We start from the raw sequence: 23,620 nt of genomic DNA on the forward strand, positions 1-23,620 counted from the left end.
GTTATCCCAGTTGCTCGGTTTCTCAGTTGATCTCACCCAGGCGCAAGGTCTGTAACTCCACGCGACGCCCGTGCCCAGCCCCTGTACCGGGCCAACTGGCAACTGCGCGAACCAGATAAGCTTGCAGCACTGGATTATCTGCGGCCCAAATAGGCGGCGGAAAGGCTTCAATATTGACCACCCAATCAATACCGTCCTCCGGCTCCCCACTATAGACCCCTTCGACCAGCGGAATATCCACGCCAACGGCGTTAAGCCGCGCCTCGGCCACTGCTGCTGCCCGCGAGTAATCGCTGCTGAGTGCTGTGGCGTTCATGCTGCGGGAGAAGATCTGCATCAGCACGCCCAGCGAGAGCGCTAAAATCGCAAAAGCCACCATGACTTCCAGCAGGGAAAAGCCGCGCTGGAGCCTTGACGACTCCGCAGATGTCCGCATGTCAGTCATTCTCCCAGTCTGCAATCAGGATGCGTCCGGTCAGCCAGTTCACCCCGACCTGATAGCCGCTGTCACCGCGCGACAGGATCACGCGCCCCCCGGTTGAGCTGCCGTCCGGGAAAAATCGAATGCCACCCTGTTGATCGCTTAGCATTTCCCGCTCGGCCGCCACCAGTTGGAGTTTGAGACCATCCGGCAGGCGACCGTCGCGCTGTGTGCCCGCAATCTGATAGCGCTTGGTATCGATATTGAGCACCCAGGCCTGATCCTGTCCGGAACTGATCGCCCGCTCACGCGTGACACGCAGGGCGCCGGCCGTGCGACGCGCGGCTGCCTTGAGTTCCACACCCGGCAGCGCCGCCGAAATCAGCGGCGGGGTCAGCGACATCATGAGCCCGGCAATGGCCAACACGACCAACAACTCCACCAGGGTAAAGCCGCGCCCGCGAAACACAGCGAATCGAGACGGCATGCCGCCTAGCCTGCCTGTCACTCCCAGTTCTTCACGTCCTGATTGTCACCCTCACCCCCTTCCTGGCCATCAGCCCCCAGGGCGACGATATCGAAAGGACCATGCTCACCCGGCGAGCGGTACTGATAGTCATTGCCCCAGGGGTCCTTGGGCACCGAGGCCTTTTTCAGATAGGGGCCGTTCCAGTTGGGCAAGTTGCCCGGATCCTTGACCAGAGCCTCCAGCCCCTCAGCCGTGCTGGGGTAACGGCCCAGCTCAAGACGGTAGAGATCAAGCGTGGCGGACAGATCCTCGATCTGCAATCTGGCTGTCTTGGTCTTAGAGCTGCCAAGAAATTTCATCACCTGCGGCCCGACCAGACCGGCCAGCAGGCCGAGAATGGCGAGCACCACCAACAGCTCCACCAGGGTAAAGCCGCGACCCCAGCGGCGAGGTGCGCGTCTAACATGACTCATAATGAATCCTCAAGTATTGCTTGCACATGGAAAAGCGTTATTGTAACCCAAGCGGTGAGACGCGCGGCAGCATCGACCGCGCCTGCATCGCCCGGCAACTCGTTTACAACCCGTTCCCAACCCGTAACTCTGTACGTGATCGTCATGGCTCAATCTCAAAACGGCTCTTCCGTTGAAAGCAACCGCGTCGCCGGCACCCGATTGGAACTCCTGCTGTTCCGGCTCGACCATCCGCAACTGTACGGAATTAACGTGTTTAAGGTCCAAGAAGTTGTGCCTGCGCAAACCCTGACCAAAATGGCCGGCTCGCATCCGCTGGTACTGGGGATCGCAACCCTGCGCGGTCATACCATGCCGGTTCTGGATCTGTCACTGGCCATGAAACTTCCAGCGCTGCAAGCGCCGGAAAAGGGACACATTATCATCACAGAATACAATCGTTCCGTGCACGGCTTTTTGATCCGCCGGGTCGAGCGCATCATCCACACCCAATGGGATCAGGTCCAGCAGCTGCCCAGCAAACTCGGCCGCGACACCTACGCCACTGCTGTAACTCTGGTGGATAACGAACTGATTCAGATCCTGGATGTAGAAAAAGTGCTTGACCAGGTTGTGCAAGCCAGCACCATTGTGTCCGATCCGCTGCTATTGGAAACAGTCGCCCAGGGGTGCCGGGTGCTGGTCATTGATGACTCCTCGGTGGCGCGCAATCAGATCCGACGTGCCCTGGAACAGCTTGGCATTGAGTGCACCCTGGTCAACGACGGGCGCTTGGCACTGGAGTTAATCGAGCAGATGATTGCGGACGGCATTAACATTGCCGAACACTTTTTAATGGTAATCTCAGACATCGAAATGCCAGAGATGGATGGCTACGAACTCACCACAAAAATCCGCGCCAATCCGCGTACCAACGGCATCTATATTCTGCTGCACTCATCCATCAGCGGTGTTTTCAATGTCGATATGATCAAACGCACCGGGGCCAATAAGTTTATCCAGAAATACCATCCTGATGACTTAGCGCGCGCGGTACTTGAACACATTAAGGCACGGGGTGGCAGCTGAAACCATCAAGCGTCCGTATTCAGCTTACCGCTGGTGGATATATTCGTGACGGCGCCACCGGCGAGTTAGGCGATTCACGTCGCAGGGTTTCGAGCAGGTCGGTATAAGCCACCACCGCCCGCGAACGCGGATCAAAAAAAGCCGGCGGCACACCGGAACGGCTGGCATCTCGCAAACGATTGTCCGCTGGTATATGGCCTTTCCACAGGTGGGCATCGTACATTCGACGCAACTCCGCCAGGCTGTCAATGGATGAGCGCGAACGCGGATCGAAGTAGGTTGGCACAATGGTATGACGCAACGGACTCTGGCGTACTCGCAGCACCATGTCCATGGTCCGCATCATGCGCTCAAGCCCCTTAAGGGCCAGAAATTCCGTCTGCACCGGTATAATTAGCCTGTCACAAGCCGCCAGGGCATTGATCAGCAAAATACCGAGTACAGGTGGACAGTCGATCAGAATGTAGTCGTAACTGCCCTCCAGGGCAGGAAAAGCACGCTTAAGCACCAAGCCCAGCCCATTGAGTCGCCCGGACTGGCGATCGAGTCCGGCCAGGGCCGTCGTGGCCGGAATCAAATCCAGGCGCGGGGTGTTGGTCGAAAAGATCAGCTGACGGATATCAATGGTGCGGCGCTCGGTTGTCGCCAAAAACAAGTCATAGCAGCTCAATTCGAGCTGATCCGGATCATAGCCGAAATAGGCCGACAGCGATGCATGTGCATCAATATCGACCATCAAGGTCCGAAACCCCCAAGCCGCCAGCAGTCCGCCAAGCGACACGGCCGTCGTGGTCTTGCCAACCCCGCCTTTCAGGTTGGCAACAGTCCAAATTTCCATTGAACCTCCAGAATCATCAACCGCTTTTGCTCACCGAGGTCCGGGCGCAGTCGAAACGCGTGCGGATATCCATGTGGCTCATCACAAATAAAGCCAATCATCTGCATGCTAAACTTTGTCTTTTTGCGAATATAAAACACAATTGTCATGCTAAGATTTAGCTTAGCGCACAGCAAAGTTTACCACCATAGCATGATCGAGAAGAAAAATTTCATAATCTCTTCTGTCAATTGCTGGCTTGAGTTCGCCTTGAGTAATTTGCTCACGCATGGCTTTTGCAACCACAGCCTGTTTAAGATCAATCCCATAATGGCGCAATTGGTAAGATCCCCAGTAAAAATTATTATTGACATGACTCTTAACCAAAGAGCCAAGAATGGGGAATTTTTTTTCGCTGTTCAGCAGTGTTGGACTTTTTGGACCTGCTCCGATAAAACCGATTGTATCAGCCTCCTGATGTGGGTCCAAAACGCCTAAATCATGTATTAATCTTGTATAAAATCCCAGATCAAAATCTTTTTGGGCTGCGCTCGCATTGCCATAAGCGAAGGAAACGTTCAGAAAAGCATAGGCCAGAGAATACACGGGAATCACCAGTATCCATTGAAACCCGCGAATCCACTTGCATCTCAAAATCGACACCTGCCTGACAATCACTAGATTCATCAAAGTAATCGCCACACCAACACCAATGAACACTCGAGGAACATAGATTGGCTTCTCCATCAGAAGTAGCGCACCGTATGACAAGCCAACGCAAAAAACAAGTGCGACTGGACTGTATATTGTCTCAAATTGTATTTTTTTGCTGGAGTTTTTTCGGTTAGCGATAGGAACAGCGCTTAGAATAATACTTAAAAAAAAGATTAGAGCAATGTTCCACCCAACAAAAGATCCCTGCCAATGGGCCATTAAGAGATGCCAGTATTCTTCTAAGTTATGCACTATACTTGGCACGAATGAAGACCACTGAAGCAAGACAAGCTTATTGGCATGGTAGCTGTTACTGATCGGCACAGCATAGTGATAGATCAATACAGCAATCCCGCCAACAGCTACTGCGGAGATTAGTTGACGGTTGCGATCCTCTGCTTGGTTGAGCAAGGGCACAGTAACAGCTATTAGCATATAGGCTGTTAACGCTGGCTGGTAGAGAGTTAGCGCGGCAAACAAAGCCAGACTGCCAAAAATGATGGGTCGTCCTCCCCCCTGCGAACATATCCAGTACGCCGCCGCAACAGCAGAAAGCAACCCCGCGCTCATCGTGAGCGCATCAAAGGCATAAGAATAATTTTGCAAGAAGTAAGGTTGTGCACCAAGGGGGAAAGTCGCGACCGCAACCAATGCAGGCTGACGCACACCGAGCAGTCTAGCCAACAGCACTGCAGCAAGCGCAACCAAAGCGGCACTGATCACTTGATACAGCGGAAAAACATTGACCGCCGGATCACCAAGATTTGCCAACCAATACAGAAGATCGGCCAGCGGGCGACCGGCGGCAGACCAAGCACGCTCACCATCGGCAGCGCGCATAAGATCATCCATATATAAGCGGCCCGCAAGAGCGATTGGCAAAATAACCAACAGCTGTGCCGCAAAAGAGGCAAGCAATGCCCTTTGAGTGGCAACGGAAATTCGGCTTGAATCGAGCAACTTCAATTTGTGCAGCCTTCCAGGTTGTTCAGAAGCCCGCATCCCCGAAGTTCGACAGGAGAAGGAAGAAATGGTGGGCGCGGCTGGTTTCGAACCAGCGACCCCTGCCGTGTGAAGGCAGTGCTCTCCCACTGAGCTACGCGCCCTAATGCACCCCAATCTGGTGGCTAGCCGTTAATATAGTGGCTGCTGGTGACTTGGTCAAATACGAGCACGCGACTCACACTGGCGACCAAAACAAAACCGGCTGCTTACCAGGGAATCGGCTGGCCATCGCGGAAAAAGCCGCCACTGGGGCCGTCATCCGCCAAGGTGGCGGCCCAGACGATACCTGCGGCGCCTTCCTCAATGGAACGGGTGGCATTGGCGCCGCCCATTTCGGTGCGCACCCAGCCGGGGCAGACGGCGTTGATTTTGATGCCGGTGTCTTTGAGTTCGTCGGCAAAGATGCGGGTGACGGCGTTCAGTGCAGTCTTGGACAGCCGGTAGGCGGGCACATAGCCGTTCATATCGCTGAGCTGGCCCATGCCGGAGGAGACATTGACCACCCGGCCGCGCCCCTGCATCAGTGGAATCAGGCTCTGGCACAGGCGCAGGGCAGACAGGGTATTGGTCTCAAATGCGCTGCGCAGATCGGTGAGGTCGGCGTCGAAAATGCTTGAGCCAGGCGTGCCAGGCGGGGGATCGGGGAAGATGCCAGCGTTGTTGACCAGCACGTCGATGCGGCCGAACTCCTTGTTCAGATATTTGCGCAGCGCGAGCACCGAAGGTTCCTCAGTGACATGCAGCGGGAAAAAGCGCACGTCAAGTCCCTCGGCAGCGAGCTTGCCGGCGGCGCTCTGGCCCTCGGCCTCGCGGCGCGCGGTCAGTATCACGCGATAGTCGCGCGCCGCAAGCTGACGGCAGGTTTCCAGACCAAGTCCGCGATAGGCGCCGGTCACGACGGCAACAGGGTTAATATCCATAGACGGTCTCCCAAAGCTAATAGAACGTTAAAAAGTATAGCAGCACGGTATTCGGAGTTCTGCGGTTGCCCCGCACCGGGAGCAGTGCAATCATGGCCGCCTGCACGCCCCGGTGCCTGACTGTGGTCACGCGTCAGACCCTGCTTGGAGCCGTAAAATTCCATGGACAAGATCCGCATTCGCGGCGCCCGCACCCATAACCTGAACAATATCGACCTCGACCTGCCGCGCAATCGCCTGCTGGTGCTAACCGGCCTGTCCGGCTCGGGCAAATCCTCGCTGGCGTTCGATACGCTCTATGCCGAGGGGCAGCGGCGCTATGTCGAGTCGCTGTCGGCCTATGCGCGGCAGTTTTTGTCGCTGATGGAAAAGCCGGATGTTGATCATATTGAGGGGCTGTCGCCGGCGATCTCCATTGAGCAAAAAAGCACTTCGCACAATCCGCGCTCGACGGTCGGCACCATCACCGAGATTCACGACTATCTGCGCCTACTGTTTGCGCGCGTCGGCATCCCGCACTGCCCGGAGCATGGCACAGCGCTGTCGGCACAAACAGTCACCCAGATGGTCGATCAGATCCTCGCGCGACCCGAGGGCGAGAAGCTCATGCTGCTCGCGCCCATCAATACCACTCGCCAGGGCGATGCTCAAGCACTGTGCGCGGAACTGAACGCCCAAGGTTTTGTGCGCGCGCGCATCGACGGCCAACTGTGCGAGCTGGATGCACCACCACCGCTGACCCCCAAGGCCAGGCACCAGATCGAAGTGGTGGTGGATCGCTTTCGAGTACGCGCGGATCGCGCCCAGCGCCTGGCTGAGTCGCTGGAAACAGCGCTGGCACTCTCCGGCGGCTGGGTGCGACTGGCACACATGGATGCGCCCGAGGCGCCGGAGACGGTCTTCTCAGCCAACTTTGCCTGCCCAAGCTGTGGCTACAGCTTAAGCGAACTGGAGCCGCGGCTGTTCTCGTTTAACAATCCCGCCGGCGCCTGCCCGACCTGCGACGGCCTGGGGCATGAGGTCTTTTTTGATCCTGATAAGGTGGTGCAGCAGCCCGAGCTGAGCCTGGCTGCGGGTGCAATTCGGGGCTGGGATCGCAACAACCGCCATTCCTTTCGCATGCTGGAGGCACTGGCGGCGCATCTCGACTTCGATCTGAACACCCCATGGCATGACCTGCCTGCGCCAGTGCGCGCGCAAGTGCTGCGAGGCACGGGTGAGGACAAGCTAAAACTCAAACGGCCGCATGAGCGCGGCGCGGGGCGGCTGCGGGTGTTCGAAGGCGTGCTGCCCATGCTCACACAACGCTATCGTGACACCGACTCCAGCCTGGTGCGTGAGGAGCTGGCCGGCTATCTGTCGCACCAGCCCTGCCCAGCCTGTGCTGGTGGCCGGTTGAATCTTGCGGCGCGTCATGTGCGTATTCAGGGCTGTAATCTGCCGGAACTGTCCGCCTGGCCCATTCGCACCTGCCTGCACTGGTTTGAGACCCTCGAACTCAGCGGTCAGCGGGCAATGATCGGCGCGAACATTATCCGCGAGATTGTCCAGCGCCTGCGCTTTCTGGTGGATGTCGGCCTGAACTATCTCAGCCTGGCGCGCGGCGCCGACACTCTCTCGGGCGGCGAGGCGCAACGTATCCGCCTGGCCAGTCAGATCGGCGCCGGGCTGATGGGGGTGATGTACATTCTTGATGAGCCATCCATTGGCCTGCATCAGCGCGACAATGCCCGCCTGCTCGATACCTTGCGCCGCCTGCGCGACACTGGCAATACGGTCATTGTGGTCGAGCATGACGAGGAAGCCATGCGCGCAGCGGATTACATCGTCGATCTCGGACCGGGCGCTGGTGCTCAGGGCGGGCGGATTGTTGCCCAAGGCACCGTGCAGGAGATTATGGCCCATCCGGACTCCCTGACCGGGCGCTATCTGTGCGGCAAATGCCGCATCGAGATCCCCACGCAGCGCCGCATCGCCGCACAGGAGCGCTGGCTGCGACTGCTGGGCGCGCAGGGCAACAATCTGCATAACCTCGACATCGCCATTCCGGTCGGCACCTTGTGTGCCATTACTGGCGTGTCCGGCTCGGGCAAATCAACTCTGATCAACGACACCCTGTATCCCATTCTGGCGCGCGCGCTCAACCACGCTCGCCTCCAGGGAGCACCCTACCGGGAACTCCAGGGGCTTGAGCACTTCGACAAGGTGGTTGCGATCGACCAGAGTCCCATCGGGCGCACCCCGCGCTCCAATGCCGCCACCTACACCGGACTCTTCGGCCTGATCCGTGAGCTGTTTGCCGCCGTGCCTGAGTCACGCGCGCGTGGTTATGGGCCGGGACGGTTCAGCTTTAATGTCAAAGGGGGACGCTGCGAGGCCTGCAAGGGCGATGGCTTAATTCGGGTGGAAATGCACTTTCTACCGGATATCTACGTGCCCTGCGAGGTCTGTGCCGGGCGGCGCTACAACCGCGAGACGCTGGAGATCCGCTACAAAGGTCGCACCATTGATGAGGTGCTGAACCTGACCGTTGAGGCCGCGCGGGACTGCTTCGCGGCGGTGCCCAAGCTCAAGCGCAAACTCGACACCCTGATGAGCGTTGGTCTGTCCTATATCGCGCTCGGGCAGAGTGCCACCACCCTATCCGGCGGTGAGGCGCAGCGCATCAAACTCAGCCGCGAATTGTCACGCCGCGACACCGGGCGCACCCTCTATATTCTCGATGAGCCCACCACCGGACTGCATTTCGAGGATGTCAGACAACTGCTGGCCGTGCTGCATCACTTGTGCGAGCGTGGTAATACTGTCATCGTCATCGAGCACAACCTGGATGTGATTAAAACCGCTGACTGGATCATCGACCTGGGTCCCGAAGGCGGCGATGCCGGCGGTCAGCTGGTCGCTGCCGGCCCGCCTGAGGTCATTGCCGCCTGTGACGCCTCGCATACCGGACGCTTTCTACAGCCCCTGCTCGCTGCCACGGCTCATCAAGGCGACTCGCATAGCACCCCATCAGGCTAGCGAAAGCTCCACACCAGCGCGACCGTGAGCATCAGCAGCAACACAGCGTGCACCCGATAATCCTGCCACAGGCTTGTCCCAGCCTCGGGTCGGGACAGGTGCGGCGACCAGCCGGCCGAGCCGGCTTGGGTTGCCTCCAGCGGCCAGCGCCAGCGGGTGATAAGAAAAATCCCCGCGCTCAGCGCGAACAATACCCCCGCCACCAGAGTGAAATGCAGCGCCAGGATGTCCAGCAGCCAGAGCACGAACAGCACCGCCGAAATCAGATGCCCACCCAGTAGCGTCGCCAGCGCGCTGCGTGGCCCGGCGTGACTCACAAAGGCCCCCAGCACAAAGACTGCCGCCACCGGTGGCACCAGATAGGACAGCGCGGTTTGCAGATAATGAAAGAGTCCCTCGAAATGGCCGATCAGCGGCGCAATCGCCGCCGCCAGTAGCATAAAGAGCACCACGGCCAGGCGACCAATCCAAGCCGTGCGCGTTGGACTCAGCCCAGGCCAAGCGGGTTTGATGAAATCCAGCGTCAGCAGGGTGGCCGCAGCGTTTAGAGTGGAATCAATACTCGACATCAGGGCCGCAACCAGCGCGGCCAGGATCAGACCCGTGAGCCCCACCGGCAACAATTCGGCAATCAGCGCCGGAAATACCTGATCGCCGTGTTCCAGGCCAGGCAGAATCTGAATGGCCATCACCCCCGGCAGCACCATAATAAAAAGCACTGGCAGTTTGAGCAGTCCGGCCAACAGGGCCCCAGCCCGGGCATGGCCGATACTGCGCGCGCCCAGCACCCGCTGCACGATGAACTGATTGGTGCACCAGAAGTAAAAGCCCAGCACCGGCACACCGATCAGGGTACCGAGCCAAGGCAGATTGGGATCGTTTAGTGGCAGGAACAGATGCAGCCGCTCAGGCGGAGTGGCCGCAACCAGCGCGTTCCAGTCGAATCCCAGTTCGGCAAAGCTGAGCCAGGTCACCAGACAGGCGCCGATGATAAGCAAAATGGCCTGGAGCACATCGGTATACACCACCGCCGCCAACCCACCGGCAGCAGTATAGCTGGCCGCAACCGCCGCCAGCAGCAGCGCGGCACTGAACAAATCCAGCCCGGGCACCAGACTCGCCAGCACCAGGGCACCGGCAAAGAGGGTGCCAGCAGTATCGACCAGGATATTGGAGATCAGCGTCAGTGCGGAAAAATACTGCCGCGCGCGCCGGTCAAAGCGATGCTCCAACCACTCGGGCACTGTGCCAACCCGCGCATTGAGATACAGCGGAATAAACACCAGCGCCATCACCACCAAAATGGGCGCCGCCATCCACTCATAATTGGCCACCGCCAGCCCCCAGCTGTAAGCCGCGCCGGCCAGACCGATCAGGGTGGTGGAGGAGATATTGGAAGCAAAGAGCGACAGCCCAACCGGCGCCCAATGCAGCCGCCGCCCGGCCAGAAACAGGTCCTGATCGTCATGGGTGCGCCGTGCCACCAGCACGCCGATCAGGGCCACCAACAGGAAGTAGCCGCCAATCACCGCCAAATCGACGCCCGTCAGTGCAATCTGGCTGAGACTCACGCCATCCATCCGAACTCACCTCAAGCCTGGCATGAGCGCACTGCGATCATGATCGCACTTCGATCAAGCATCCTTGGATGGGGCAGCAGCCTCCGTGTTAGCACTGGACGAGGTCTTCGGCACTGGCGCGGAGTCCACCGGAGCTTCAGCTGTCGGAGGCACCTGACAGGCCGCAAAGAAATCATAGTGATCAAGCGCCTCCAAAATACCGGCGGCAAAGGGCTCCTGAGCAAAGTAAATGCTCTCGGCATCCACCAGCTTGGACAACTCCTCATTGTGGCGATTAGCGACCACCACTGCCAGGGTATTGCCACGCATCATGTCCTCATCGGCACCGGAACCGCCAGCGCACAGGCAGTGCTCCAGCGGAATACCCCACTGATCAGCCACATAGCGCAAGGCCAGTCCCTTGGAGGCGCGCGCCGGCACCACATCCAAAAACTGCCCGAAGGACAGGTTGGTATGCACATTCAGATCCGCCTGATGCAGCAGGCTGGCGATTTCCTCCAGCGATGGTGCATGCTCGGCATCATAGAAAAAGCTGACTTTGAAACGACTCTGCTCGGACTTCTGCTGACGCTTGATGCCTGGCAGCTCCGAGAGCAGATCGCGCACCCGACGCGGATACCACAGATGATCAATGTGATGGGTCCAGGAACCATCTGCGGTCAACTGCGGCGCATAGTAGATCTCGGTGCCCAGCGCGGTAATCAAGACATCCGGGCGCGGGATGCCATAACGGCGCATGATCGCTAGCGCCGAGTCCAGCCGGCGGCCGGTGGCGATACCGAAGGTGGCGCATTTGCGGTTATCGCGCAAAATGCGGATAAAATCGGCCAGGGAGTCCGGATCGCCGAGCAGATTCTGATCCAGATCGGTAAAGATGGCACGGTCATGATAGAGAATCCGCCGCCGCGACAGCGGTGCCTGCGGAGGTGGCTGGACTTTTTCCAGCAGCGGATCAATGGCCTGGAGGTAGCTCTCGGCATGGGCGCTCCAGGCATAATGCTTGCGCACCCCGGCGATGCCGTTTTTGGCCAATTTGCGCCAACGCCCGGCATCGCACAGCACCTTGAGCAGCGCCTTGGTAATGTCCTGCTTATCGAGCGGGTCGATCAGAATACCGTTGTTGCAATGCCCAATGATGTCGATTGGACCGCCATCCTCAGTGGCGACAATGGGCAAACCGCTGGCCGCCGCTTCAATCAGCGTCAGGCCAAAGGGCTCCGTCAGCGCCGGGTTAATAAAGATCCCGCGCGAAGCTGCGGCGATCTGATACAGCAGGGGCACTTCATCCGCGCTGTGGTGCTTGGGATAAGCCACGCGCCCGTACAGGTCATAAAGATCGATCAGCAGCAAAATATCGGTCAGCACCTGCTGCGCACCGCTGTCCATGTCGCGCAGATCATCGCGATTGCCGGCAATAATGGCCAGATTGGCGGTCTGTTGCAGTTCGGCCGATTCGCCATAGGCCTCAACCAGCATGGCGATGTTCTTGCGCTCATCCGGACGCGACAGGGCCAGGATCAATGGCTTGTTCGGCTCGCGCAAAAAGCGCAGCAGCTCCTGACGGATCGACGCCTTCTGCTCATTTCCACTTGGAGGGTGAAAACGCTCCAGATCCGTCCCCGGTGGAATCACCGTCATGCGCTCGGGCTGATAGTGATCGTACAGACCGTACTGTTCTTCAATCTCCTGGGTGGTGCTGGTAATGACCAGGCTGGCAGCCCCCAGGGTTTCTTCCTCGGCATTGATGCGCCGGGTCATGTTGTAACGAGTGTCGATCACATCCTGCTTGACACCCGAGGCCAACAGCCGGCGCCGCTTAACCCGCCCGAGCGAGTGCCCAGTATGCACCAGTGGCACGCCCAGCTGGGCCGACAGCCGCACCCCAACATAGCCGGCATCAGCATAGTGCGAGTGAATCAGACTTGGCAGCTGATCGGCCTCGCGCAGAAAATTCAGCGCATTGTCGGCAAAACCGTCAAGATGGTCCCAGAGTTGCTCCTTGGGCAGATACTCGGTCGGCCCAGCTTCGATACGCACAATGCGCGCGCCATCGCCAATCGGCTCGATAGGCACGGCATAATCCGGACTCACGGCCGGATCATCAACCAGTCGGGTGAAGAGATCCACCTGCGCCACATCCGAACGTCTGGCCAGCGCCCGGGCCAGCTCAATGACATAGAGAATCTGCCCTCCAGTATCGGCATCGCGCCCCAACTCAAGGTTGTGGCCGCGAAAAAGCCCGTGGATACTGAGTAAGGCAATGTAGCGGGATGACGCTTCAGCATTCATAATGGTACGGAGAACGATGGTCGTGCAAAAAGCTTTGGCAAGTGCAGCTGCCGCCTTGGCGGCGCGGACCTCAGCATTGGGGAAAGTCTAACAAACTTAGAGCCGCCCGTTTCCTTTGCTACGGCAAATTTTCAGCCAACACCCGGTAAGCTGACAGCAGGAGCGAACAGTATGCCAACAACAGACACCAGTCGCCTTTACCAACAATACCCCCATTTGAAACAGATCGATGAACTCTGGGGCACCCGCGCAGGACGTGACTTTCTCAACGAACTCATCATCGACAACCGGGACGACACCCGCCAGGGGTTTCCGCTTGAACATGCGAAAACCATATTTGACCTATTGATCGAGCACGACAAAATGTTCCCACAGTTTGACGACTCGCGTGAATTCAACCCAGGCATACCAAAGGTAAGCCCAAAGCCCCCGTTGGTTTGATGGTGGCCAAGAGCGCCCGCCTGGCCGGAGTGATCCCTGTGCAGATCACGGGGCGGATCATAGTGCGCTTGAAATTCTAAGCCCCGACGATCTCCGGCAGGCAGTTCACCTGATGCTGTGCATCCAGATGCACCGCCTCGGGATAGGCTTGGGCGCACTCCGGCCGCGCCACCGGGCAGCGCGGATGAAAATAACAGCCGGATGGCGGCTGCGCCGGAGATGGCATGTCACCGCTCAGACGCACCTGTTCGCGACCACTGTCTGGGTCGATACTGGGCACGGCCGAGAGCAGCGCCTGGGTATAGGGATGACGCGGGTTCCCCAGAATATCCGCAACCGGCCCCTGTTCGACCAAGCGTCCGAGATACATCACCGCCACTTGCTGGGCCAGATAGGACACCACCGCAATGTTGTGGGTGATGAACAGATAACTGATACCAAAATCCTGTTGCAGGGATTTCAGCAAATTCAGAATCTGTGCTTGCACGGACACATCCAGCGCACTGGTTGGCTCATCACACACGATCACTCTTGGTTCCACTGCCAGCGCTCGTGCAATACAGATACGCTGGCGCTGACCGCCGGAGAACTCATGCGGATAGCGCGTCATAGCCTCAGCACCGATACCGACCCGCTCCAGCAATGCCGCCACCCGCTCGCGCCGGCGCGCAGCCTGACGCTCAATGCCCAGCGCCTGCAACCCCTCGCCGACAATGTCGCCAATCAGCATGCGCGGATTCATGGACGCAAAGGGATCCTGAAAAATGATCTGCAAATCCTTGCGCAAGCGGCGCATGCGCGCCGGTGCGAGCTGTGCCAGATCCTGTCCGCCATAGGTCACCCGCCCGCCGGTGGGTTGTTCAAGCCGCAGTAATCCCTTACCGGCTGTGGTCTTGCCGCAGCCGGACTCGCCGACCAGCGCCAGCGTCTCACCAGCGTTCAGGGTCAGATCCACTCCATCCACAGCCCGGACATGACCGACCACCCGCTTGAACAGCCCACGGCGAATCGGGAACCAGACCTTGAGCCCTTCGGTACGCAACAGCGGCTCTGCCCCCAATTTCGGGGCCAGTGCCGAGGCCGGGGCCGGCGCCATGGCCGTTTCGCCAGGCTGCGCAACATCAGCCGCTTGAGCCGATGCCGCCGCGACTCCCGACGACGGCCCCGCGCGCCACAGCAAACAGCGCACTTGCTGATCCTGACTGACAGCCTGCCAGTCGGGTTCGGTCGTCGCGCACGACTCCAGCACCCGATCGCAGCGCGGCGCAAAACGACAACCCGCGAAGGACTGATCGAGCGCCGGCACCCGACCTGGAATCATGGCCAGTTGCCCCCCGCGCTTGGCCGCCGTGGGTAAGCTTTCGAGCAATTTGCGGCTGTAAGGATGCGCGGGCGCCGCGAAAAACTCGGCGCAACTGGCCTGTTCGACAATTTGCCCGGCGTACATCACCGCCAGCCGCTCAGCCGTCTCGGCCACCACGCCCAAATCATGGGTGATCAGCAGCACCGCCATGCCGGTGTCGCGCTGCACACGCTTGAGTAACTGCAACACCTGTGCCTGAATGGTCACATCAAGTGCCGTCGTAGGCTCATCGGCGATCAGCAGACGGGGATTGCCAGCCAGCGCAATGGCAATCATCACCCGCTGTTTCATGCCGCCGGAGAGCTGATGCGGATAGTCCTCGGCACGGCGCTCTGGATCGGGAATCCCCACCGCGCGCAGCAGTTCCTGCACCCGATCCGCGACCCATGCAGAGGCGCGCGTGCGGTCCATGTCTTCATGTACGCGCACCGCCTCGGCCACCTGAGCGCCAATGCGCATCACCGGATTCAGCGAGGTCTGGGGCTCCTGAAAGATCATCGCCATGCGCCCGCCGCGCAACATGCGCATCTCGCGCTCCGGCAGACTCAGCAACTCATGCCCGCCCAAACACACCGAACCCGCAACAATACGCCCGCCCAGCGGCAACAGGCGCATCAGCGACAGCGCCGTCATCGACTTACCGCAGCCAGACTCCCCCAGTAACGCCAGAGTCTCACCCGGGGCAATGCGCAGATCAATGCCATCGACCACCGTCACTGGCCGCGCCGCACCACCCAGCTGAGTACGCAACCCACGCACCTCCAGCACAGCCCCAGCAGCCCCAGCAGCCCCAGCAGCCCCAGCAGCCCCAGCAGCCCCAGCCTCCGGCCCAGCCACGCCCCGTTCAGCCCCAGCCTGCTCAACCATCAGTGTCGAGCTCCGGGCCGGGTTGCGCACTCGGGGGTGTTCGATCGCAGGGATGCGATCGCAAGCCTACAGGGACGTATTCACGGCGCCCCCCGGGAGTGTAACCCGGCCCGGAGCCGGAAGCCCCTCCGCCATCAAACGCAACCACCAACCCACTCATGCCGTCCCCCTCAAGCGTGGATCAAACGCATCCCGCACCACATCAGCCAGCAGATTGGCCGCCAGCACCAGCGTAAACATAAATCCAAAGGCTGCCGCCAGTGACCACCAAACGATGGGATCGCGCGCCAACTCCAAGCGAGCACTGTTGATCATATTGCCCCAGCTGTTCATGGTCGGATCAACGCCGATGTTGACATAGGACAGCACCGCCTCAGCGAGCACCAGGCCGCTGAAGTCGAGCACCAGGGTAATCATTACGATATGCAGCACATTGGGCAGAATATGACGGGCAATCAGGCGCGAATGGCGCACACCCAAGGCAATCGCCGCCTGCACATAGTCGGCCTCGCGCAGCTTAAGTGACTCGCCACGCAGCAGCCGGCACAGCCCGGTCCAACTGGTCACCCCCAGGATAATGCACAAAAACAGCAGCCGCAGATCCGCACGCTCGACCAGACTGTTGAACTCATCGCCATGGTTGGCCATATACACTTGGAGCATCAGAATCGCCGCCGCGATCAACAGCACGCCGGGGATGGAATTCAGCGTGGTGTAAAGGTACTGAATAATGTCATCGGTCAGGCCACGAAAATAGCCCGCCATAATGCCCAGAATCACCGCCGCCGGCAGCATCACCAGCGTGGTAAGGGTGCCGATCACCAGCCCGGTGCGAATGCTTTTCAGACTTTGATAAAACACATCCTCACCGACCTTGTCAGTCCCCAGGATGTGATATTTCACCGCCAGCTCAGCGGCAATAAAGCCAAGCACCAGCATCACCAACAGAGTCCAGACGGCAACCCGCCACGCCGCCTGGGTCGGCTCCTGGCGCAGCTGCAACACGCGTTGCGCAAAGGATTCGCGCGCACGCCAAGCGCTGAGGCCCAGCACCATCAGCAGAAAGCCCGTCCAGGCAATCAGCCCCTGCACCAACCCCAGCAACGTGGATAGCAGAATATCAGGCGCACGGTCCCGTGCGGGATCAGTCAGATGGGCGCCGCCATGCTCAAGTCTGGGATAGGCACGGATCACAGAGCCATCCGGCTGCTCCATTGCCTCTTTCACGAACAGATGAGTCGCAAAAGGCGCCGAGAAGGTTTTTTCCTCCTGCTCGCGCAGCGGTTGCAGCCACAGATCAAGCAGCGAGATCACCTGAGTTGAATACGTCGGCGTCTCTTGGCTCGCCTCCCCTACCGCAGGCGTTTGAGCCTCCAGACGCGGATGAAAATGCACCGAATCCAGCAACCCGATTGCCACATAGACACTCAGCACCACCAGGGCGCCTGCCGCGACCCGCGAGCGTCCCACCTGCTGCCAGGGCACGCGCAGATGCGGATGCCGCGTCGCATGGAAGGCAAAGCCCAGCACCACCGCGATCAGCACAAAGATCAGCGCATCGGTCCAGAGCACCACTAGCATGACCAGCGCCCTCCTCCGACCAACCACACCCAGCCCACAGCCATCGCCGTCATGACAACCGCACCCGCGGGTCAACCAGCGTATAGGAGATGTCCGTCAATATCAGTCCCAGAATATAGAGCACGGAACCCAAGAACACCATGGCACGCACAATGGCAAAATCCTGGCGACTGATGGCATCAATGGTGTAGCTGCCCAGCCCCGGCACGCCAAAGAAGGACTCAGTAATGAGCGCGCCCATGAACAGCAGCGGCAGCACCGCGACCACGCCGGTCAGAATCGGGATGAGCGCATTGCGCAACACATGACGAAACAGCACCACCCGCTCCGGCAGCCCCTTGGCACGCGCGGTGCGAACATAGTCACGATTGATCTCTTCGAGAAAAAAGGTGCGATACAGCCGGGTGCCGGTTCCAATACCGGCGATGACGCTGACAATGACCGGCAGGATCAAAAACTTAATTGCCTCAAACCCAGTGTCATAGCCGGAGATGGGCACCAGATGCAGCAGCTTGCCGATCAGAAACTGCCCACCGATGATATAGAACAGGCTGGAGATGGACATCATGGCCACCAGCAGCACCACGCTGCCAACATCAACATAGGTGGCACGAAAAAAGATAATCATCAGCGCATAGCTGATATTCAGCGCCAACCCCAGCAGCAGCACCGGCACCGCGATGGCCAGGCTCGGCCACATGCGCTGGGCAATATCATTGCCGATGTCGCGCCCACTGTCAGAGGCGCCAAAATCGAACGCAAACAGCTTGAGCGACTTCTGGAAAAAAATCGTCTGGGTCAGCACGCCCAAACCGCCCGCCTGAGCATTGATGAACAAGGGCTGATCATAGCCATGCTCGGCCTTCCAGGTATCAATCGCCTCTTCGGTCACCCGCTTGTCGCCAAGCTGCATGCGTGCCATATCATCGGGTGAGTTGACGACGAAAAAGAGCGCGAAGGTGATGAGATTCACCCCAATCAGAATCGGCAGCGCATAGGCCACCCGCCGTAGCATGTAAGCCATCATAGCGCGCGGCTCCGTTCGCGCCGGCGCGCCATCTGCCAAGCCGGCAGCGCCCCCAGCAGCAACAGCAGGACCAGCAGGCCCAGCGGCCAAAGTACGGGCGGATTCCAGGCCACACGCTGCTCGGCGCGCTGCTGCGGATCCAGGCGGCGGTATTTCAGGGTGTTGTTCGCCATCAGATTCGGCTTCACATTGCCGACCCACTGGTGATACAGGCTGTAGGCCTTGGGGAAAAAGCCAAAAGCCACCGGCCCATCGCGACGCAGTATCTCGGTCATCGCGTCGATCAGCGCTTGCCGCTCCGGGCCATCGTCCATCACCCGCATGCGCTCAAACAGGCGGTCAAAGTCGGGATTGCGATAATTAAAGGCGTTCTCGCCGCCATCCACCTTGGCATTGGGACCATAGAGCAGAAAGAAGAAATTCTCCGGATCCGGATAATCGGCGTTCCAGCCCCACATGAAGATTTGCCCGGTGCCCTCGCGCATTTTGTCCTGAAAGCGATTGTAATCCGTCGCGCGCACCACCAGCTCAATGCCCAACTTGTTGAACTGCTTGCGCATCCAGTTCAGCCGCGCCTTGCCATCCGGGCCAGCATCCATGGCCTCGTAGTAGAGCGTCAACGGGCGGCCGGTGTCGGGATCGCGTCCGTCAGGATAACCCGCCTCGGCCAGCAGCGCGCGGGCCGCCGCAATGGATTTGCGCTCAGCCCGTCCCTGGTGCCAATCAAAGATGTAGGGATTCAGTCCCGCGCGCCCCTCTTGGTAGCCAAAAATACCCGGCGGAATCATCCCCTGGGCCTGGAGCGCTCGCCCATTGGCGAAAATGGAAATGTATTCACCGAAATCGACTGCGATGGTAATAGCGCGGCGCAACAGGCGTGCGCGTTCTGAATCGCCACCGAGGATCGGGTCGAGCATATTGAAACCCATGTACCAGATGCTGGTATTGACCGCCGTGGCGAGGCGGATGCCCTGTTCGCGCAGAGGCTCGGTCAATTCCGCATCACCGGCGGCGCTGAACTGAATCGCCTGATCAAAGGCATCTGAAGCAATGCCAGAGCTGTCGTAGTAACCCTGCAAAAACTTATTCCAGTAGGGAATGCTTTCCTTTTCCAGGGCGTAGATGGCCTTGTCAATCAGCGGCAGCGGTTGTCCGGCATCCTCCAGCAGACCGGCAGCGCGATCCTGCGCCATACCCTCGCTCGGGTAGGTTTCCCCATGAAAGTGCGGATTACGCTCCAACACCATGCGCAAATTGGGATTGTTTTCGCTCAGCATAAAGGCACCGGTGCCAAGCGGATACCAGTCCAGGGTGATGTTGCGCTCCGACAGCCCCGGCTGGGCATAAAAGGCCTCGGCCTCCCAGGGCATGGGACTGAAAAACAGCATCGCCAGCCAGTACTGAAATTGCGGATAACGCCCCTTGATGTGAATGCGGTAACTGTAGCGGTCGAGCACCTCGGCGCCGCGAAAAGGCACCGTGCGCAGATCAACAAAAGGCCGGACGCCATCGACCGGCGCCGGCGCCGCCTCTGCCAGACGCTCGCTCAGCTCAGCGAAATCCAGAAGATGCTTTTTCATCAGTCCGGCGATGGGTGAATGCAACCAGGGTGCGGCCAGACGCTTGATCTGGTAGACATAATCCTCGGCAATCAGCTCACGGGTGCCCTGCTGGGCGAAATCGCCGAGATCCTCAATGCCACGCAGATCAGCCGGCGTCAGGTGATGGTAGAGATACGACGCCCCGGTGGCATCACGCGCCAGGGCCGGATGCGGCTGGTAATGGATACCAGGGCGCAGCCGAATCCGATACTCGCTCAAGGCAATCTGATCCGCCGGGGCCGAATCGGGCAGCGGCGCACCCTCGGCATCGAAATAGCGCACCTCAGGCATGGCGGTGCTGGTTAGCGGCACCAGAGTATAGGGGCGCTTGAGAAAATGGTATTGCAGCGGCGGCTCATAGACCTGCCCAATGAAGGCATACTCATTGCTGCTGTAAGCGCGCACCGGATCGAGATGCTTAGGCTGCTCGGTGAAGGCGCTGTAGACGGTCTTCGCGCGCGCCTCGCTGGCCGGATAGGGATTGTTCCAGGCACCATCACCGCAGCCGCTTAGCCCGAGACTGAGCGACATCAGCAGCACCGGCAACCTGAGTGCACCAGCCAGTGATTTCCGTGCTGGCGCTTTTCTCCGCGACGGACTTTGGGTAATGTGAGGGATTGGTTTCACGCGCCCAATGATCGCATCACTGAGGCGAACTGACCAGCGCTGAACCTCAACCACCGCACAGCAGAGAATCAGAGACACAAGATTATGGGATTTTTAGCCGATAAGCGCTTTTTGATCACCGGCGTTGCCAGCAACCGCTCCATCGCCTGGGGCGTGGCTCAGGCCATGCACCGCGAGGGCGCCCAGCTGGCCTTCAGCTACCAGGGCGAGAAACTACACAGCCGGGTGGCCGATCTGGCCGCGCAATGCGAGTCATCCATCGTGCTGCCGCTGGATGTGGCCAACGATGCGGAGATTGATCGCTGCTTCGAACAGCTGGCCGGCCATTGGGATGGGTTTGATGGCATCGTGCATTCCATTGCCTTTGCGCCCAAGGCAGAGCTGGAAGGCAACTACATCGATGCCGTGACCCGGGAAGGCTTCAGCACCGCTCATGACATCAGCGCCTATAGCTTGGCGGCGCTGGCCAAGGCTGGCCGGCCACTGATGGCTGGGCGCCAAGGCGCCCTGGTCACCATGAGCTACCTGGGGGCGGTGCGCGCGGTGCCGAATTACAACGTCATGGGGGTGGCCAAGGCCAGCTTGGAGGCCAATGTGCGTTATCTGGCCGCCTCGCTTGGCCCCGAGGGCATCCGCGTCAATGCCGTCTCCGCCGGGCCGATTCGCACCCTCGCCGCCGCCGGTATCGCAGACTTTCGCTCCATGCTCAAACAGGTCGAGGAACGCACGCCGCTGCGGCGCAATGTCACCATTGAGGAAGTCGGCAATGCCGCAGCTTTCCTGTGCTCGGATCTGGCCTCCGGTATCACCGGCGACGTGCTTTACGTCGATACCGGCTACCACATCCTGGGCTTAGGCTGAGGCCATCAATCGGCGGACTCAGACGCCAGCGCCTTGCGTTCGATCTTGGCGCTGGCTTCGAGTCCGCTCACGAAATGGCTGAAATCGGCACGACCGATCCTTTGTGCGAGTGCGCGCGACTCAGCGGCGCTGACCTCAGCCCCTAAAGCCTCATCCTGGCCGTCCTGCACGGCAGAGACGAGGATCACAAAGGCATCCCCGGCACCATCGGCCAGGGTGCCAATGCTTGGCTGCTCATCCATCGGACGCGGCAGCAGAAAGGCTTCACGCAGCACCGGACTGGGAACTTCACTCGACTGACGCTCAAGCAGGCCGGGAGCCTCAACCGTATAGCTGGTGCCGGCCACCTCGACGGCTTCCGCTACTGGAGTGGTCTCCTGGCGCAGGCGCTCGGCCAGGGTTTGGGCCGCTTCCAACGCGGCCTCAGCCGCCTGGCGTGTGCTCAGGATGGTGACGATGTCATCGCGTACTTCTTCAAAAGGACGCAGGGCTTCCGGGCGATGCCCATCAATACGCAGCACCAGGGCTTGTAGCTGCTGGGGATCGGGTTCGAGCAGCTCGCTGTTGTTGCCCAGATTCAGCACATCATCACTGAAGGCGGCTGTCATCACCTTGGGATTGGCAAAGATCCCCTCGCCACCGCTGCGATCCAGCCAGTCGCTCTGCTGCACAGTCAGGCCCAGCTCCTCGGCGGCCGGTACCAGACTGTCAGGCACCTCGTAACTCAGGGTCGCCAAACGCTCGGCATAGTCGTAAAAAGCGCCCTCGGCGGAGCGACTCTGTAATTCTTTGCGCAGCTCATCGGCCACCTCGTCAAAGGGTGGCACCTGGCTGGGCTCAATGGCGGTCACCTCCAGCAGGTGATAGCCGAAACGGCTGCGGACCGGCTCGCTCAGCTCATTGACGTCCAGACTAAAGGCGGCCTGCTCAACAATGGGATCAAGCATACCCCGCTCGATCTGGCCCAGATCACCACCTTGATCAGCCGAGAGCGGGTCATCCGAGACTTCGCCCGCCAGGGTGGCAAAATCCTCACCCGCCAGCAGGCGCTCACGAACTTCAGCCGCCTGCTCGCGGGCCTTGGCAATGGCGGCCTCATCGGCATCGGCTGGCAGTGCAATCAGGATGTGGCGCAGCGTGCGTTGCTCGGGGGTTTTGAGTGTCTCGGTGCGTTCCTCATAAAGCGCGTGCAGATCCGCTGCGCTGACCGGCTGATCCGCACCCAGCGTTTCCGGTGACAGCAGGATATAGCTCAGTTTGACCTGCTCGGGTGACTTAAAGTCATCCGGGTGCTGCTCATAGTAGGCGTGCAGGGCGTCCTCATCTGGCGGCTCGCTGGGTGCAAAATCGCTGTGGGGAAGCTTGATGTAGCGGATGTCGCGCTGCTGATGCATCAGGCGCAGGCTTTGCTTGACCTCGGTTTGAGTGGCAAAGGCGGTACTCTGCACCACCCGCTCCAGTTGCGTGTCCAACAAGCGGCGGCGCAGGCTCTGTTCGAACATGGCCGGCGTCAGCCCCTGGTATTGCAGGACTTGCGCATAGGTGGCCTTGTCAAAGCGGCCGTCTTTCTGAAAGGCCGGCTCCTGGGCAATGGCTGAGCGCAGCACCGCATCCGCCACCCGCAGTCCCAGGCGCTGTGAAGCATCAAGCATCACCTGCGCCTCGATCATTTGATTCAGCACCCGCTCGCGCAGGCCGGTTCCTTCAAAAAGTGCCGGGTCATAGGCATCGCCGAGGCGCGCGCGCATATCCATGCGGGTGCGTTGGACATTTTGATTCAGCTGGGCCTCGGTGATCTCGGCGCCATTGACGCTGGCCACCACCGGCTCGCCGCCGCCGCCCAGGTAGGATTGAATTCCCCACAGCGCGAAGGGGATACTGATCAGGATCACGATGGCCCAAGCCATCCAGCCCTGAGCGCGTTCACGAATCTCAAGAAGCATGGCGTGATGTTTAGCTCGTGCGGGGCGCTGTTGGCACAGCGCGTAGGATAAAGGGGCTGTACTGGACGGCGTGAGCGGATGGCACGCCGGAGACAAAAACAGCTGACACAAAAACGGGGTACCCGATGAAGGATACCCCGCAATTTTTTCGTCGAGAGCCGCGCTGAATCATGAGAGTGAATCAGGGTTGGCCTGTGCGCTTATAGTAGCGCGTTTCTATTTGGCGGAGTGGACGGGACTCGAACCCGCGACCCCCGGCGTGACAGGCCGGTATTCTAACCGACTGAACTACCACTCCTAAAACTTGTTAAACCGAAACTTTTTAACTTGGTTTAGTGCTGCTTGGCTTTAGCCAAGTATTTTCACAATCAACTGAACCAGTTTACCACAAAAATTTTGTTAGCAAAAGCCAGCCACTGCACAAATAACCGAATATGTGGTGGGTGCTGCAGGGATCGAACCTGCGACCCTCGCCTTGTAAGGGCGATGCTCTCCCAGCTGAGCTAAGCACCCGATCGCATGGGCTTGCAGA

The 23,620-nt window shown here is 59.5% G+C and carries 17 protein-coding genes and 3 tRNA genes; 4 read left to right on the top strand and 16 right to left on the bottom strand.

The window, feature by feature from the left end; all coding sequences use genetic code 11:
- Nucleotides 1-22: 22 nt before the first annotated feature.
- The 3 genes from CKO36_RS01890 to gspG are packed head-to-tail and all read right to left on the bottom strand — an operon-like array spanning nucleotide 23 to nucleotide 1,363.
- Nucleotides 23-436, bottom strand: coding sequence for a type IV pilus modification PilV family protein (locus CKO36_RS01890; RefSeq protein ID WP_200279762.1), 414 nt, complete (start codon nucleotides 434-436; stop codon nucleotides 23-25).
- Nucleotide 437: 1 nt separating this feature from the next.
- Nucleotides 438-908, bottom strand: a complete 471-nt coding sequence (locus CKO36_RS01895; protein ID WP_200279764.1) for a GspH/FimT family pseudopilin — start codon at nucleotides 906-908, stop codon at nucleotides 438-440.
- A 17-nt stretch (nucleotides 909-925) separates the two neighbouring features.
- A complete protein-coding gene (gene gspG, locus CKO36_RS01900) occupies nucleotides 926-1,363 on the bottom strand; it encodes a type II secretion system major pseudopilin GspG (RefSeq protein ID WP_200279766.1) in 438 nt (145 codons plus the stop codon).
- A 144-nt stretch (nucleotides 1,364-1,507) separates the two neighbouring features.
- Here gspG and CKO36_RS01905 point away from each other — a divergent pair, with 144 nt between their 5' ends.
- Entirely contained in the window at nucleotides 1,508-2,431 is a 924-nt protein-coding gene (locus CKO36_RS01905; protein WP_200279767.1) for a chemotaxis protein, read from the top strand.
- Nucleotides 2,432-2,450: 19 nt separating this feature from the next.
- Here CKO36_RS01905 and CKO36_RS01910 read toward each other — a convergent pair whose 3' ends face one another.
- The 4 genes from CKO36_RS01910 to CKO36_RS01925 all read right to left on the bottom strand — a co-directional run bounded on the left by CKO36_RS01910 (nucleotide 2,451) and on the right by CKO36_RS01925 (nucleotide 5,887).
- A complete protein-coding gene (locus CKO36_RS01910; protein ID WP_200279769.1) occupies nucleotides 2,451-3,269 on the bottom strand; it encodes a ParA family protein in 819 nt (272 codons plus the stop codon).
- Between the two features lie 162 nt (nucleotides 3,270-3,431).
- On the bottom strand, nucleotides 3,432-4,964 hold the full coding sequence (locus tag CKO36_RS01915; RefSeq protein ID WP_200279772.1) for a glucosyltransferase domain-containing protein: 1,533 nt from the start codon (nucleotides 4,962-4,964) through the stop codon (nucleotides 3,432-3,434).
- 29 nt (nucleotides 4,965-4,993) lie between these two features.
- Nucleotides 4,994-5,068 (bottom strand) — tRNA-Val (locus CKO36_RS01920).
- Nucleotides 5,069-5,173: 105 nt separating this feature from the next.
- Nucleotides 5,174-5,887, bottom strand: a complete 714-nt coding sequence (locus CKO36_RS01925; protein WP_200279776.1) for an SDR family oxidoreductase — start codon at nucleotides 5,885-5,887, stop codon at nucleotides 5,174-5,176.
- A gap of 162 nt (nucleotides 5,888-6,049) precedes the next feature.
- On the opposite strand from CKO36_RS01925, the gene uvrA reads away from it, so the two are divergent.
- Nucleotides 6,050-8,908, top strand: a complete 2,859-nt coding sequence (gene uvrA / locus CKO36_RS01930; protein WP_200279779.1) for an excinuclease ABC subunit UvrA — start codon at nucleotides 6,050-6,052, stop codon at nucleotides 8,906-8,908.
- Here uvrA and CKO36_RS01935 read toward each other — a convergent pair.
- Together CKO36_RS01935 and CKO36_RS01940 are read right to left on the bottom strand one after the other, a co-directional pair.
- The gene (locus CKO36_RS01935) at nucleotides 8,905-10,488 is read right to left on the bottom strand and encodes a sodium:solute symporter family transporter (RefSeq protein WP_200279780.1); all 1,584 of its coding nucleotides are present in this window, start codon (nucleotides 10,486-10,488) and stop codon (nucleotides 8,905-8,907) included. The two genes, uvrA and CKO36_RS01935, sit on opposite strands and share 4 nt — an antisense overlap.
- 54 nt (nucleotides 10,489-10,542) lie before the next feature.
- Nucleotides 10,543-12,777, bottom strand: a complete 2,235-nt coding sequence (locus tag CKO36_RS01940) for an HAD-IIB family hydrolase (RefSeq protein ID WP_242469328.1) — start codon at nucleotides 12,775-12,777, stop codon at nucleotides 10,543-10,545.
- A gap of 171 nt (nucleotides 12,778-12,948) precedes the next feature.
- On the opposite strand from CKO36_RS01940, the gene CKO36_RS01945 reads away from it, so the two are divergent.
- Nucleotides 12,949-13,218, top strand: a complete 270-nt coding sequence (locus tag CKO36_RS01945; RefSeq protein ID WP_200279781.1) for a hypothetical protein — start codon at nucleotides 12,949-12,951, stop codon at nucleotides 13,216-13,218.
- A 76-nt stretch (nucleotides 13,219-13,294) separates the two neighbouring features.
- Here the strand turns inward: CKO36_RS01945 and CKO36_RS01950 are convergent, their stop codons facing one another.
- The 4 genes from CKO36_RS01950 to CKO36_RS01965 all read right to left on the bottom strand — a co-directional run bounded on the left by CKO36_RS01950 (nucleotide 13,295) and on the right by CKO36_RS01965 (nucleotide 20,188).
- Complete coding sequence (locus tag CKO36_RS01950) at nucleotides 13,295-15,448, bottom strand: ABC transporter ATP-binding protein (protein WP_200279782.1); 2,154 nt, start codon at nucleotides 15,446-15,448, stop codon at nucleotides 13,295-13,297.
- Nucleotides 15,449-15,604: 156 nt separating this feature from the next.
- Nucleotides 15,605-17,029: an ABC transporter permease gene (locus CKO36_RS01955; RefSeq protein WP_200279783.1), complete on the bottom strand. Its 1,425-nt coding sequence runs from the start codon at nucleotides 17,027-17,029 to the stop codon at nucleotides 15,605-15,607.
- Between the two features lie 49 nt (nucleotides 17,030-17,078).
- Nucleotides 17,079-18,056: an ABC transporter permease gene (locus tag CKO36_RS01960; RefSeq protein ID WP_200279784.1), complete on the bottom strand. Its 978-nt coding sequence runs from the start codon at nucleotides 18,054-18,056 to the stop codon at nucleotides 17,079-17,081.
- Nucleotides 18,053-20,188, bottom strand: coding sequence for an ABC transporter substrate-binding protein (locus CKO36_RS01965; protein WP_200279787.1), 2,136 nt, complete (start codon nucleotides 20,186-20,188; stop codon nucleotides 18,053-18,055). The genes CKO36_RS01960 and CKO36_RS01965 overlap by 4 nt, the downstream gene beginning before the upstream one ends.
- 180 nt (nucleotides 20,189-20,368) lie before the next feature.
- On the opposite strand from CKO36_RS01965, the gene CKO36_RS01970 reads away from it, so the two are divergent.
- A complete protein-coding gene (locus CKO36_RS01970; RefSeq protein WP_200279789.1) occupies nucleotides 20,369-21,145 on the top strand; it encodes an enoyl-ACP reductase FabI in 777 nt (258 codons plus the stop codon).
- Nucleotides 21,146-21,150: 5 nt separating this feature from the next.
- Here the strand turns inward: CKO36_RS01970 and CKO36_RS01975 are convergent, their stop codons facing one another.
- The 3 genes from CKO36_RS01975 to CKO36_RS01985 all read right to left on the bottom strand — a co-directional run bounded on the left by CKO36_RS01975 (nucleotide 21,151) and on the right by CKO36_RS01985 (nucleotide 23,601).
- Nucleotides 21,151-23,088 (bottom strand): SurA N-terminal domain-containing protein, encoded by a 1,938-nt coding sequence (locus CKO36_RS01975; protein WP_200279792.1) that lies wholly within the window; start codon nucleotides 23,086-23,088, stop codon nucleotides 21,151-21,153.
- Between the two features lie 221 nt (nucleotides 23,089-23,309).
- Nucleotides 23,310-23,386: transfer RNA gene (locus CKO36_RS01980), tRNA-Asp, on the bottom strand.
- A 139-nt stretch (nucleotides 23,387-23,525) separates the two neighbouring features.
- Nucleotides 23,526-23,601: transfer RNA gene (locus CKO36_RS01985), tRNA-Val, on the bottom strand.
- Nucleotides 23,602-23,620 lie beyond the last annotated feature (19 nt).

Source organism: Rhabdochromatium marinum, assembly GCF_016583795.1.
Classification (GTDB): domain Bacteria; phylum Pseudomonadota; class Gammaproteobacteria; order Chromatiales; family Chromatiaceae; genus Rhabdochromatium; species Rhabdochromatium marinum.

Excerpts from the sequence above, each read along its gene's own strand:
- CKO36_RS01955 (WP_200279783.1), bottom strand. The coding sequence starts at position 17,029 with ATGCTAGTGGTGCTCTGGACCGATGCGCTGATCTTTGTGCTGATCGCG.
- CKO36_RS01960 (WP_200279784.1), bottom strand. The coding sequence starts at position 18,056 with ATGATGGCTTACATGCTACGGCGGGTGGCCTATGCGCTGCCGATTCTG.
- CKO36_RS01910 (WP_200279769.1), bottom strand. The coding sequence starts at position 3,269 with ATGGAAATTTGGACTGTTGCCAACCTGAAAGGCGGGGTTGGCAAGACC.
- CKO36_RS01925 (WP_200279776.1), bottom strand. The coding sequence starts at position 5,887 with ATGGATATTAACCCTGTTGCCGTCGTGACCGGCGCCTATCGCGGACTT.
- gspG (WP_200279766.1), bottom strand. The coding sequence starts at position 1,363 with ATGAGTCATGTTAGACGCGCACCTCGCCGCTGGGGTCGCGGCTTTACC.
- CKO36_RS01975 (WP_200279792.1), bottom strand. The coding sequence starts at position 23,088 with ATGCTTCTTGAGATTCGTGAACGCGCTCAGGGCTGGATGGCTTGGGCC.
- CKO36_RS01940 (WP_242469328.1), bottom strand. The coding sequence starts at position 12,777 with ATGAATGCTGAAGCGTCATCCCGCTACATTGCCTTACTCAGTATCCAC.
- CKO36_RS01970 (WP_200279789.1), top strand. The coding sequence starts at position 20,369 with ATGGGATTTTTAGCCGATAAGCGCTTTTTGATCACCGGCGTTGCCAGC.
- CKO36_RS01935 (WP_200279780.1), bottom strand. The coding sequence starts at position 10,488 with ATGGATGGCGTGAGTCTCAGCCAGATTGCACTGACGGGCGTCGATTTG.
- CKO36_RS01945 (WP_200279781.1), top strand. The coding sequence starts at position 12,949 with ATGCCAACAACAGACACCAGTCGCCTTTACCAACAATACCCCCATTTG.
- CKO36_RS01905 (WP_200279767.1), top strand. The coding sequence starts at position 1,508 with ATGGCTCAATCTCAAAACGGCTCTTCCGTTGAAAGCAACCGCGTCGCC.
- uvrA (WP_200279779.1), top strand. The coding sequence starts at position 6,050 with ATGGACAAGATCCGCATTCGCGGCGCCCGCACCCATAACCTGAACAAT.
- CKO36_RS01915 (WP_200279772.1), bottom strand. The coding sequence starts at position 4,964 with ATGCGGGCTTCTGAACAACCTGGAAGGCTGCACAAATTGAAGTTGCTC.
- CKO36_RS01895 (WP_200279764.1), bottom strand. The coding sequence starts at position 908 with ATGCCGTCTCGATTCGCTGTGTTTCGCGGGCGCGGCTTTACCCTGGTG.
- CKO36_RS01965 (WP_200279787.1), bottom strand. The coding sequence starts at position 20,188 with ATGTCGCTCAGTCTCGGGCTAAGCGGCTGCGGTGATGGTGCCTGGAAC.
- CKO36_RS01950 (WP_200279782.1), bottom strand. The coding sequence starts at position 15,448 with ATGGTTGAGCAGGCTGGGGCTGAACGGGGCGTGGCTGGGCCGGAGGCT.
- CKO36_RS01890 (WP_200279762.1), bottom strand. The coding sequence starts at position 436 with ATGCGGACATCTGCGGAGTCGTCAAGGCTCCAGCGCGGCTTTTCCCTG.